The organism is Chryseobacterium sp. SIMBA_029 (genome assembly GCF_046535275.1).
Taxonomy (GTDB): Bacteria; Bacteroidota; Bacteroidia; order Flavobacteriales; family Weeksellaceae; genus Chryseobacterium.
The window spans coordinates 65,106-77,978 of the sequence record NZ_JAWRXA010000013.1 but is presented as its reverse complement, the minus strand read 5'-3'; the positions used below and the strand labels follow the sequence as shown (position 1 = coordinate 77,978).

The window sequence follows — 12,873 nt, the reverse complement described above, 5'->3', positions numbered from 1 at the left end:
TTGAGAGTCCTAAAATTATAAAAATGAATGGTGTTTTTTAAACAGGAATCGTGAACCAAAATGTACTTCCTTCACCAATTACACTTTCAGCACCAATCTGGCCTTGATGCTTCCGGATAATTTCTGAACAGATATACAGCCCTAAACCAAGCCCTGAATAGGATTTCCCTGAATGATCTACCCGGAAATAACGGTCAAAAAGATTGGGAAGAACCTTGGCATCGATTCCGTTTCCAAAATCCCGGACAGACACCTTCACATAACCTTCCAGTAATTCTGTTGTGATGTGGATGTGTTGAGAATGCGGAGCATATTTTACAGCGTTATTCACGAAGTTGATCACCACTTGGTCAATTCTGTGTTCATCGGCATACACTTCCAGATGTTGATCTCCCTGGATCATAAGCTCATAGTTACCTTCCATTCTTATATGATTGCAGCTCATAGAAAGCATATCATGAAGGTTAAACCTTGTTTTTTCAAGTTTTAGCTGATCTTCACTCAGTCTGCTCATGTTTAAAAGATCGTCGATAAGCACCACGATTTTTTCTACACTCTTTCCGGACTGTTCAATGAGTCTGATATGGGTCTCTGAAAAAGGTTTATTTTTCATACGGTCCAGCAATTGAAGCGATGCTTTAAGAGAAGTGATCGGAGTTTTCAGTTCATGGCTTGCAATACTTAGAAAATCATCTTTACGCTGTTCAAACAGCTTTTTTTCTGTGATAATAGCCGTCATCCCGACCATTCGGTCAGCATTTCCATTTTCGTCGTATCTTGGACGTCCGTGGGCTTCTATCCAATGCAAAGAGCCGTCCCGCCATTTGATAGGGTATTCAGTTTTATAAATACCGTTTACTCTGATGGCTTCCTGCACCAGTCCTCTGACTCTTTCTCTGTGTTCTGGGAATATTGCTTCAAACAGGTCTGCGTATGTGAAATTTTCTTCCGGAGAAAAACCGTAGTTACGCTTAAACTGATCGGTGCTCAGCATGATGCCTGTTGCAAGATTTACTTCGGTAGATCCCAGGCTGCTTGCATCCATTGCAATTTCCAGACGGGTATTGATTTCACGAACGGATTCCCGGGCATTGATCTGATCGGTGACATCTGAGGCTACCACCAGAATGGTAGTCGTTTTTCCATCTGTACCCGAGATCGGTTTGTATACAAAATTAATATAACGTTCAGTAAGATTTTCGCCTACCATCAGTTGTACTTTGAGCTCCTGTCCATAGAATTCCTTACCTGTTTCATAAACTTCTTTGAGAATACCCAAAAAAGGCTGTTTTTCTAATTCAGGGAGTGCTATACGTAAAGGAAGGCCTACTACAGAGCGGTCTTTACCCCAAATTTCCAATATGGTACCATTCACTACATCTACTGTAAAGTCTTCTCCTTTAAGTGATGCCATGGCAACGGGAGAATGTTCTACAAGCGATCTGAAACGATTTTCACTTTCAACCAGTGTATTATTAGCCTCCTGCAGCTGGTTTTTAAAATAGACGAGTTCTTTGTTAGCTGCCTCAAGCTTGGCATTGATGTGTAAAAGTTCTTCGTTGGTTACGATATATTCTTCGTTCAGGTCTACGAGATCCTGAGTGAGTTGTTGTTCTGCTTTTGATTTCTCTTTGACCATTTTTCTGGCTTCCATCCTTTCTGATACTTCAGAAGCGGTATGCAGGATATAAGCCGTTTTACCATTGTCATTACCTATTGCTTTGTACTCGAAATCAAAATAAAAGTGTTGAAGCTCGCCATCAATTTCAATAATGGCAGGATAGTCTTTTGCAATATACGTTTCTCCGGATCTCCATACCTGCTTTAAAATATCAAGAAAAGGCTGTCCTGAAAGTTCTGGAAGAGCGTTAATGAAATGTTCACCAATAACGTTACGATCTTTTCCCCAGAATTTCAGCATAGCCTCATTGGCGCTGATTATGGCAATGTCATCACCAGTATATACCGCTGTTGCATTGGGTGACCTGAAAAGTATACTCAATAACTGTTCAGGAAGAATATAATCTGGAGAATTCATAATAGATTAAAAAAGTACACAAAGATAATTAATATCCTTCAATGAGCGGGCATAAAAGGGTTTTTTAAACACTTCTTATCAGCAGAAATAAAGGTGTTTTTTGAGGTTTGAAAACAGATGATATAGGTATCCAGAACATCTCATCGGATAGGGGATATCCGATGAGATGATGATTTTTAGTACTGTTTTAATGATACGAGCTTTAACTGCTCATCAAAAACCTGAACTTGTTGATATTTTTAAGGGCAATACCCGTTCCACGGACTACAGCTCTTAAAGGATCTTCAGCTACACATACAGGCAATCCTGTTTTTCGGTGTATTCTATCGGCTAAACCATTAAGAAGGGCACCTCCTCCTGCAAGATAAATCCCTGTTTTATAGATGTCTGCGGCAAGTTCTGGTGGAGTAAGCGAAAGCGTTTCCAGCACGGCATCCTCAATTCTCATGATAGATTTGTCCAGCGCTTTGAAGATTTCCTTATAATTCACCATGATTTCTTTTGGCTTACCCGTAATGAGGTCTCTTCCCTGTACAGGAATATCTTCCAAAGGATAATCCAGTTCTTCCAGAGCCGAACCTATCTCGATTTTTATTCTTTCGGCGGTTCTTTCCCCGACATACAGATTGTAATTCGATCTTAAAAAATAAGCAATATCGTTGGTAAATACATCTCCTGCTATTTTCAGAGATTTATCGCAAACGATTCCTCCAAGCGCTATTACTGCAATTTCAGTTGTTCCACCCCCTATATCAATAATCATATTTCCTTCAGGATTCTGAACGTCAATTCCTGCTCCAATTGCAGCAGCCATAGGTTCATAGATCAGTTTTACCTCTTTGGCGTTTACCTTCAATGCAGAATCTTTTACAGCTCTTTTTTCAACTTCGGTAATTCCGGAAGGAATACAGATGACAATTCTGAGTGCAGGCTGTATAAACCGGCCTCTGATACCGGGAATCTGTTTTATGAATTCCTTAATCATATGCTCTGAAGCATGAAAGTCTGCAATCACTCCATCTTTTAGCGGACGTATGGTTTTAATATTTTCATGGGTTTTCCCCTGCATAAGCTTGGCTTGCTCGCCAACTGCAATGGGCTTTCCTGTAGTACGGTCAATAGCGACGATAGAGGGTTGATCGATAACGATCTTATTATTATGTATAATTAGTGTATTAGCGGTTCCAAGATCCATTGCGATCTCTTGGGTAAACATATCAAATAACCCCATCTTTTTCATTCTTTTATTAGATTACAAAAGTATGGTTTTATGTATTGATATAAGTGCTGAAATACCTAACAATAGAAGTTAAAGTTGTGTTAATTATCCTTGTAAAGTGAACTTTTTCACTTATGGTTATCCAAATTGCTCTGTTTTTGAATAGATAACATCCATACTATTAATTCATTACCAGTTATTAAATTGTATATAGATATATCCATAAAACTTATCTACTTTTAGCCCAACAAACCATGAAATACAATGAAGGCTAAAACTCCTTTTTATATTACGCTCGTTTTTGGAATGATGGTGAACCTAGTTTCTGGACAGAAAGAGTCTTCATTAAAAAACGAAATTTCTAAAGTAGAATCCGGATTAGTGCCTGCTGTACGCTTTGAAGGCGATCCGGTCTGGACGATTGAATCACGGATGAAATATTATCATATTCCCGGAGTGAGCATCGCCGTTATTAAAGATTCTAAAGTAATCTGGAGCAAAACATATGGTGTAGCAGATGAGGACACTAAGGTTCCGGTTAATTCAAAAACCCTTTTTCAGGCTGCATCAATGAGCAAACCGGTAAGTGCCTACGCCGCATTAAAGGAAGTTGAAATGGGAAAAATAAATCCTGATGCTGATGTAAATTCCTATTTGAAATCCTGGAAAGTCCCCGAAAATGAATTTACAAAAGAAAAGAAAGTTACCCTTAAAAATATAATAAGCCATACTGCAGGTCTTACAGTAGGTGGGTTTTTAGGATATGAAGCCGGCCAGCCTGTTCCTACCTTGCTTCAGGTTCTGAACGGACAAAGTCCGGCCAATTCCCCGGGAATTGTAGTTGATAAAATACCCGGAAGTCCTTTCCGGTACGGCGGCGGCGGATATTGTGTCATGCAGCAAATGCTTATAGACATTGAAGGGAAAGATTTCGCCACCATCATGAAAGAGAAAGTGCTGGTGCCGCTGGATATGAAAAACAGTACCTATACCCAGCCTTTGCCAGAAGCTCAGTCCCAATGGGCAGCTACCGCATATTCTGCAAACGGGGCGAAAGTTCAGGGGAAATATCATACCTATCCTGAGATGGCACCTGCGGGATTATGGACTACTGCTGAAGATTACGCAAAGTTTGTTATTGATATTCAAAATACGCTGAGCGATAAAAGCCATACCATTATTTCAAAAAAAATGGCAGAAGAATTTACCACTCCTTTTATCGATCCGTTTATGGGATTAGGTATTTTCATCGAAAATAAAAGTGGACAGGTATATTTCAGCCATGGAGGCGATAATGAAGGTTTTTCCGGCAAATTCATCGGAAATAAAACTAACGGTGATGGAATGGTGATTTTAACCAATACCAATAAGCCTATGTTTATTGAAGAGCTGATCCGTTCTGTGGCAACGGTTTATGAATGGCCGAATTTTGTAGCTCCAGTTTATAAAGTGATGTCGGTAACTCCCCAAGACTTTAGCAACAATGTAGGGCGGTACCAATCTGATATCTATGGCTTTTACAAAATCTACCGTGAAAAAGGAAAGCTAATGGCAGTGAATAATGCAGAAACTCCTGCAGAATTGATTAAAGTAGGAAATAATACATTTGCCCTTCGTGATTGGGACTATACTGTGAAATTTGAAAAAAACAAAAAAACAGGAAAGAAGGAGTTGGTGCAGATCCTGAATGATAAAACAATTCGCTCATCAAATCCGCTGATGAATGATAATGAAAAAACTCCGTTAGAAATGATTCTGGAAGGCCATTTTGAGAAAGGATCAGAAGCATACCGTAAAGCAAAAACAGAAGATCCTTATCATCATCTTCTTTCTGAAAACTATCTGAATGGAGTAGGCTACGCTTTACTTCAACAGAAAGAACTTACAAAAGCAATTGACATATTTCGTGTGAATACCCTGCTATATCCTAACAGTGAAAATGTATTTGACAGTTTGGGGGAAGCGTATCTGGAAGCCGGAGAAAAGGAAAAAGCCAAACGGAATTACCAAAAAGTACTGGACATCAATCCCAACAACACGAACGCTGCTAACGTTTTAAAAAGATTGTAATAGATTTTAGATGTCAGATGCTGGATTTCAGATAACATACTTACAGTCTCAGTGTGTTTTATTATACTTTAACTACATAACATTTCATTAAAAAATAAATCAATGATTAAACAAATTATATTCATTTTGTTTGCTTTTTTATCTTCTCAGATGATGTATTCTCAAACTTTTGATGATACTTCCTGCTGGGAATATTTTAAAATTACGGCAGACTTAAAAAATAATAAGCCTCTTGACAAAAAAACATGGAATACCTTTTTAAAAAATGAAGCCATACAGGTATATCTGAAAGATCAGGGTGTCGACAGTGCTTATATAGAAAATTATAGGAGGAGCATGGAAATAGTCTATATGCCAAAAAACAGTGTGGCATTACAGGAAAGGCTAAAAGATCCTCTAAAAAACTGGTGGATCTATATTGTGAATGAATATAAGGTGAACGAAGACCAGATGAAAACTTATCTCACCGATATCAAAAAAGATCCTAAACATTATTTTGAAACGTGTTATCAATATACCTATCAGATGCTTCCCAAGCAAAGCCACAAAACAGTCCCTGAATACAAAGTGACCATCATTCCGATACATAATGATGCCCACATTGAGAATGGTTGGATGGTATTCACCCTTATAGCAGCTTATTTTCAAGATTCTAATAAGATGGGTGCAATGGGAGGTCACGAATTCCATCATGTTTTGAGGCCCCAACTTGTATTTGAAGTGGAAGATCAGGATGCTGTTATCATAAACCTGCTTCAGAAAATACTGAATGAAGGAAGTGCTGATTTAACAGATAAAAGATATATGGGCAAAGACGCGGTAAAGCTATTGGCATTTCAGCGGGAAACTGCTGCAGAATTCATTACAGACGGAGCAAGCGTGCTTAAAAATATTGATTCTTTATTATCTGTAAAACCTTTAGACCGGTCTAAGCTAAAGATGAATAAACTCATTAATAACTGGAACACCAGCGGTCACGTTCCGGGATATTATATGTCCAATATCATCGAAAAAGGAGGTTATAAAAAAGAACTGATCAAACATATTGAAGATCCTTTCAAGTTTATCTATCTGTATGATGAAGCATCGAAAAAAGACAAAAATGCCTATGTTCTCTCTGCAACGACAATGGAACTTGTTCGTGAGCTGGATAAAAAGTACAGACCTAAAGCTAAGATTGAACAGTATCAGTAAAGTATAGTACTGATGTAAAGGATAAGCTGAATATTTTTTTTAGAAATCAGAACTATATTTTTTATCAATTGATAAATAAATTTTGGTTCATAACTTTTAGTTTTACAGAAAAAATGTCAGGAGAAAAAAATCTTACCATATTGCTTCAAAACATGGAACCTGTATTGAATTCAGGCGACTATGTTTTCTCTACCGTAGAAAATCTGAGCCAAATCCCAAATATGGAAAAGTTGTTGTTTTTCTTTCGGGAAAAAGAGGCTGTTACGGTAGTGTTGGAAAAATCTATTGCTGATGAATGGAATTTAAAATACAATTATATTTCATCCTGGATTACCCTCAGTGTGCATTCTTCACTGGAAGCGGTAGGATTAACAGCTGCTTTTGCCAATGCACTGAAGCGCGAAAACATTAGCTGTAATGTAATTGCCGCCTATTTTCATGATCATATTTTTGTAGCGAAAGGGGATGCCGGAAGGGCGATGGAAGCGTTGAGAAAACTCAGTACTTAAATTGCATTATCATATGAACTCCAAGCAATTGTCTCTTTTATATTAATAAATAATTCCGCCTCACAACTGAAGCGGAATTTTCATAAGAGACTAAAATACTAGCTAAATTTTTTAATTGCTTCAACACTTACAGGAGTGAAAAAGTTAATTAAATTTCCATCCGGATCACAAAACAGCAGCGATCGGTTGCCCCAAGGCATAGTAGTTGGCTGCTGAATGATGTCGGTTGTCATCTCTTTAATTCTTTCATATTCATCATCAACATTGGCAACCAGAAATTCGATAATACTGTTTTTACCACCAGTTGACCCTGTTAGATTTTCACCAAACATTTTCATGGTACGGGTGCTTCCAATGGCTAAGGTAATGGAGCTGGCAGAAAGCTCTGCAAAATCTTCGGTATACCACTGAGCTGTTAATCCAATTGCCTTTTCATAAAATGCAACAGATTGTTGGATGTCTTTTGTAATAATTCTTAATGAAGTTAGTTTCATACGCTTTGAAATAGATCATGTAAATAATAATACAAAAGTAGGGCAGAGCTATGACAACAGCATGTCAGCAGGGTCATAGATTTTTGTTGAAACTAGTTTTAAAAGTAAAAATTGTATCAGAGATTAATTGAACATATCTACAAATTTACATAAACCTTTTGCTGAAAATCTTTGATTTTCTTGCGTCTTAAAAAAATTCATTAGGTTAGTATGACTTTGCGCCTTTGCGATTTCCAACAAATTAATAGAATTTTAATGCCTATTTCTATTGATTGGAAATCAATAGAAACGCTGAATATTTATTTCAAAAACCATAACTCAAAAGTGCTTCCTTCTTCCAGTGCCTGATAGTTGAGGTATCCGCCATGTGCTTCCATAATGCTTTTGGTCAGCGTTAATCCAATTCCGGAGCCGCCGGCTCTTGTGGTAAAAAAAGGCAGGAATATTTTGTCCTTAATTTCAGGTATAATACCAGACCCATTATCCGTAATACTTACCACAATCCTGTTATTGTGTGATCTGACACTTGTTTTGATAGCTTTGTGTTCCTTTTCGGAAACGGCAAAGATCGCATTCAGATAAAGATTAATAAGACTGCGTTCTATCATTTTCTCATCTGCAAAAACTCTGAAATCTTCAATATCCATCATCATTTGAATATTTTGTTGTGTAAGCGTAGATTTTAAAATACTGGCAGCAGATTCTATCACATTTTTCAGCGAAACAGGAGCCAGGACAGGTTTGGGAAGTTCGGCTACCTGGCGGTAATCATCCACGAAATTCAAAAGCTGTTTTGATTTGGAATTAATGATCATCAGACTTTCTTTCATCTCCTGCTGATCCTCTTTATCAATGGTTTCCTGGTTGCTGATATATTCCAGGTTCTGGATCAGGCTGTTAACTGGGGTTAAGGTGTTAAGAAGCTCATGCGAAATTACTTTCATCAGGTTGTTCCATGCCATTTTTTCTTTCTGTTCGATGATTTTCTGGACCGATTCAAGGGTGATAATATAGAAATGATGCTGTGTATTTTTCACCTGTTTTGTCCGTAATGAAAAAGACTGTTTGGAATTTCCATGAATCGAAATGTCAAAAAATTCCTGAGAATTGTTATAGCCCGTGTCCTCAATAATCTTATAAAACTCCGGAACTTTTGTGGCATACAACTCCCAGCTGTTGTACTTGGGAACCTGTAAAATCTCAAGAAAAGCACCGTTCACATAAAATACATCCCACTTTTCATGCTGTGCGGAAAGAATCATCAGCCCTGTTTCCATATGATCAAGGATAGTTTCATACAGGAGTTTATAGGAAGATAGGGAAAGCTGTTCCTCTTTGCTCTGGTAATATAAACGGATACTGCTGTCCACAAGTTCATTGCCTTCCTCCGTTGGAAATAACGAAAAATCTTTTCTCCTGATGGAAAGAATGATTTTTTCCGCTTTAGAAATCTGCGAAGTAAGTGAGGAATACACCATAACCAGAAAAACAACGATAAAACCAACAAAAAGCAGGGCATTAAACCATTTTCCTTCTGAAAAGAAATGATATGCTGTAATACCACTGGCGATGGTAAGAAGATTGTAAATCACCCACAGATACCTGTTTTTACCCATAAATTCTGTATATTTTTTAAATGTAACAATGTAACAATGTAACAATACTTTCCTTAACCAACAATCTGACATCTGACATCTGACATCTGATATCTGATATCTGACATCTAAAATCTTGGCTTCTCCCTACAACCCAAACTTCTCCATTCTTCTGTACAGCGCAGCCCGTGAAAGTCCTAGGTCTTCAGCGGCTAAAGAAATATTTCCCGTATGTTTTTTTAACGCTTTTTTGATCAGGATTTCTTCCATTTCCTCAATGTTGAGGTTGACGATGGTATTTTCAAACTCTTCCGGTTGCGGCATAAGCAGCTGAAGATGATTATCATTAGACAGGATAACACTTCTTTCCAGACAGTGATCCAATTCGCGGATATTTCCCGGCCATGGATAATTTTTTAAGGTCAGCAGTAAATCATCCGTAAGTTCAAGATTCGGCTGATGGTATTTCTGCTTGTAGCGGTCGAGGAAATAATGAGCTAATAAGCCAATGTCCTCCGGTCTTTCCCTTAAAGCCGGAATCTGAATCTCTACCGTATTGATCCTGTAATAGAGATCCTGCCGGAAACGATTTTCAGCAACCGCTTTTTTAAGGTTTTCATTAGTCGCAAAAATAAAGCGGACATCCAATAAACGCTCTTTCGATTCTCCTAACCTCGATAATTTTCTGTTTTGAATTAAACTTAAAAGTTTGGTCTGCAGCTGAATTGACAGGTTTCCGATCTCATCTAGAAATACGGTTCCGTTTTGGGCATTTTCAATTTTTCCGGCGTAATCCTGATGGGCATCCGTAAAAGCTCCTTTTTTATATCCAAACAATTCAGATTCAAAGAGCCCTTCAGAAATACTGCCCAGATCAATATGAACAAAAGGCTGGTTCTTCCTGTCCGACTGTTCATGAATCGATTCCGCCAGCACATATTTTCCGGTTCCATTTTCTCCCAACAGCAGAACATTGGCTTCTGTGGGGGCTACTTTTCTGAGTTGCTCAAGCACTTCCTTCATTTTTAAAGAATAAGTGTCCAGCTGATATTGATTACTTTTCTGGCTCACATTCACCCATTGGCTGAGCTTTCTGTTTTTTCTTGAAATATCTACAGCAAGGTTTACCGAAGCATAAAGTTTTTCATTGTTCCAGGGTTTTAGAATGAAATCAGAGGCACCATTTTTTAACGCTTCTACAGCCAATTCCACTTCGCCATAAGCCGTCATCAGGATAATAGGAAGGTTGGGGTCGAGGGTTTTGATCTCGTTCATCCAGTAAAGACCATCCTGTCCGCTTTCAAATCCTTTTCTGAAATTCATATCCAGAACGACAGCATCCACTTGGTTTTCGGTCATGAATTTCAGAATCTGGGCAGGCTTACTGAGACAGCTCACTTCTGAAAAAAACTTTTTAAGCCAGACTCTTGCAGAGAATAGAATATCTTCTTCATCATCCACAATCAGAATGTGGGCTTCTTTTTTACGCATGTTTTGTATTGACTGTATTAAAACTAATTCTTTTTTAATTAAAGTGTTCACTTTCGGACAAAAAGTGTCCGATAATGAACAGTGAGCTTTCTGCTGCTTACATGAGTATTGCAGATTGTCAGAGACTTACGCGTTTATAATTTTCTGGCACTTGCCTTGTGTAATTCATTGTGACAAAATGAGTTATCTTCAATATGGATACGAAAATAGTAAAAAAGAAATCGAAATTAAAATTTGTTTTAATCGGATTGGCAGTAATGGTGATCATACCAGCCTCCAGTTTGTATTTTATAAGACAGAAAAAAACGTACAATGTCTCCGCAGAAGACATCCAGACAGACCAGGTAACCCATGGGAAATTTGAAGATATGCTTATGGTTACCGCACAGACACAATCTCTTAATTCTTCACTGGTGAATGTACTGGAAGGGGGAGTCGTGAAGGAAATTTTTGCCGAGGACGGAGCTATGTTGATCAAAGGCCAGCCTATTGCCAGGGTCTACAATCCCAATACGGAGTTTAATTATATGAACCAGGAAACGGGGATTATGCAGCAGATCAGCCAGATGCGGAGTACCCTTCTTGAAATGAAGAATCAGGAGTTCGCTCAGGATAAAGAATTACTGCAAGCCCAGAATGATTACAATACGGCATTGCAGAACTTTAATCTTCAGAAACGTCTTTACGATGCCGAGATCGGTAAAAAAACAGATTACGATATCAGTATGCAGAACCTTACCTACCAGAAACAAAGAAAATCAATTGTAGAAAAAGGATTTTCAACGGAGAAAAACTCCAGAAATGCCCAGATGTCGTCGGTGAATACATCCATAGGACAGATGGAGAAAAGTCTTCAGATTTTACGTTCCAATACAAATAATTTCCTGATCACGGCACCGGCTTCCGGAAGACTTTCATCATTCAATATTTCACTCGGAGAGAACCTGACGGGCGGATTGAGCATCGGGAAAATCGACCTGATGGACGGATATAAACTCGTAGCGAAGGTAGATGAGTATTATATCAACAAACTTCATATCGGGATCAAAGGAACGCTTGATAATAACAGTAAATCCGACGAAGTAATGATTACGAAAATTCTGCCGGAGGTAAAAGACGGACAGTTTTCAGCAGAGCTTACCTTTACCGAAAGAAAGCCGGAAAACCTGAAAATAGGAATGACTTTCGGGGTGAAATTAAAACTTTCAGCCGATACCCAAAGCATGATGATTCCTAAAGGGAGTTTCTCCAAAGACACTAACGGGAAATGGATATTTGTGGTCAAAGGAAATCAGGCTGAAAAAAGAACCATCAGCCTTGGAAGAGAAAACCCTCTGTATTATGAAGTGATATCAGGGCTAAAGGCCGGAGAAACCGTTATTACTTCAGATTATTCAGATCTGAAAAAATATGAAATCCTTACCATTAAAAAGTAAAAAGATGAATATTTTTAGACCTTGATAACCATCAGCCATAAAAAGCTATCAACAATATCATTAAACATTACCCTTAAACATACATACAATGATCAATATCCATAATCTTTCAAAAATTTATAAAGCAGAAGATGTACAGACCCATGCCTTAAACAAAGTGAATCTCAGTATTACAGAAGGCGAATTTTTGGGCATAATGGGACCTTCGGGTTGTGGGAAATCTACTTTTTTAAGTATCCTTGGACTTCTCGACTCAGCTTCTGCCGGTTCTTATCAGTTTGAAGGAGCTGAAATGATAGGACTGAGTGAAAGAAAGAAATCTGATGTCCGTAAAAAAAATATAGGTTTTATTTTCCAGAATTTTAACCTGATTGATGAGCTTACTGTGTATGAAAACATCGAACTGCCTTTGATTTATAACGGCGTTTCTTCCTCAGAAAGAAAAAGAAAAGTGGAAGAAATTATGGAAAAGATAAATATTTCCCACCGTGCCAAGCATTATCCTCAACAGCTTTCAGGAGGGCAGCAGCAAAGGGCAGCGGTAGCAAGAGCTTTGGTGACGAAACCAAGACTCATCCTTGCTGATGAGCCGACCGGAAATCTTGACAGCTCCAACGGAAATGAAGTGATGAATGTTCTGGCAGAACTTCACCGGGAAGGATCTACCATTGTCATGGTGACCCACTCTTCATACGATGCAGGATTTGCGTCCAGGATCATCAATATGAAAGATGGCGAAATTTTTAACGAAGAACATGCTTCCCAGAGAAAGGATGTTTTTGCAAAAGCGGATGCTAAAGAATTCGAATACATTAAGAAGGATTAAG

The 12,873-nt window shown here is 38.2% G+C and carries 10 protein-coding genes; 5 read left to right on the top strand and 5 right to left on the bottom strand.

All coding sequences use genetic code 11. The annotated features are described in order from the left end of the window. Nucleotides 1-37 precede the first annotated feature (37 nt). Together SB679_RS20665 and SB679_RS20660 are read right to left on the bottom strand one after the other, a co-directional pair. Complete coding sequence (locus tag SB679_RS20665; protein WP_410704202.1) at nucleotides 38-2,038, bottom strand: ATP-binding protein; 2,001 nt, start codon at nucleotides 2,036-2,038, stop codon at nucleotides 38-40. A 202-nt stretch (nucleotides 2,039-2,240) separates the two neighbouring features. Then, a complete protein-coding gene (locus SB679_RS20660) occupies nucleotides 2,241-3,269 on the bottom strand; it encodes a rod shape-determining protein (protein ID WP_034713537.1) in 1,029 nt (342 codons plus the stop codon). 252 nt (nucleotides 3,270-3,521) lie between these two features. On the opposite strand from SB679_RS20660, the gene SB679_RS20655 reads away from it, so the two are divergent. From SB679_RS20655 to SB679_RS20645, 3 genes are all read left to right on the top strand, one after another. Further along, nucleotides 3,522-5,327 carry a serine hydrolase gene (locus tag SB679_RS20655; RefSeq protein WP_410704201.1) on the top strand — a complete coding sequence of 602 codons (1,806 nt, stop codon included), beginning with the start codon at nucleotides 3,522-3,524 and terminating at the stop codon, nucleotides 5,325-5,327. Between the two features lie 102 nt (nucleotides 5,328-5,429). Next, the gene (locus SB679_RS20650; RefSeq protein WP_410704200.1) at nucleotides 5,430-6,521 is read left to right on the top strand and encodes a DUF5700 domain-containing putative Zn-dependent protease; all 1,092 of its coding nucleotides are present in this window, start codon (nucleotides 5,430-5,432) and stop codon (nucleotides 6,519-6,521) included. Between the two features lie 113 nt (nucleotides 6,522-6,634). Then, nucleotides 6,635-7,030, top strand: a complete 396-nt coding sequence (locus SB679_RS20645) for an ACT domain-containing protein (RefSeq protein WP_410704199.1) — start codon at nucleotides 6,635-6,637, stop codon at nucleotides 7,028-7,030. A gap of 98 nt (nucleotides 7,031-7,128) precedes the next feature. Here the strand turns inward: SB679_RS20645 and SB679_RS20640 are convergent, their stop codons facing one another. The 3 genes from SB679_RS20640 to SB679_RS20630 form a co-directional block, all read right to left on the bottom strand. After that, nucleotides 7,129-7,524 (bottom strand): VOC family protein, encoded by a 396-nt coding sequence (locus SB679_RS20640; protein ID WP_410704198.1) that lies wholly within the window; start codon nucleotides 7,522-7,524, stop codon nucleotides 7,129-7,131. A 299-nt stretch (nucleotides 7,525-7,823) separates the two neighbouring features. Next, nucleotides 7,824-9,140 carry a sensor histidine kinase gene (locus SB679_RS20635; RefSeq protein ID WP_410704197.1) on the bottom strand — a complete coding sequence of 439 codons (1,317 nt, stop codon included), beginning with the start codon at nucleotides 9,138-9,140 and terminating at the stop codon, nucleotides 7,824-7,826. A gap of 126 nt (nucleotides 9,141-9,266) precedes the next feature. Then, entirely contained in the window at nucleotides 9,267-10,610 is a 1,344-nt protein-coding gene (locus SB679_RS20630) for a sigma-54-dependent transcriptional regulator (protein ID WP_410704196.1), read from the bottom strand. A 194-nt stretch (nucleotides 10,611-10,804) separates the two neighbouring features. Here SB679_RS20630 and SB679_RS20625 point away from each other — a divergent pair, with 194 nt between their 5' ends. Beyond that, nucleotides 10,805-12,046, top strand: a complete 1,242-nt coding sequence (locus SB679_RS20625; RefSeq protein WP_410704195.1) for an efflux RND transporter periplasmic adaptor subunit — start codon at nucleotides 10,805-10,807, stop codon at nucleotides 12,044-12,046. 88 nt (nucleotides 12,047-12,134) lie between these two features. Continuing rightward, nucleotides 12,135-12,872, top strand: coding sequence for an ABC transporter ATP-binding protein (locus SB679_RS20620; protein WP_410704194.1), 738 nt, complete (start codon nucleotides 12,135-12,137; stop codon nucleotides 12,870-12,872). Nucleotide 12,873: the final 1 nt, after the last annotated feature.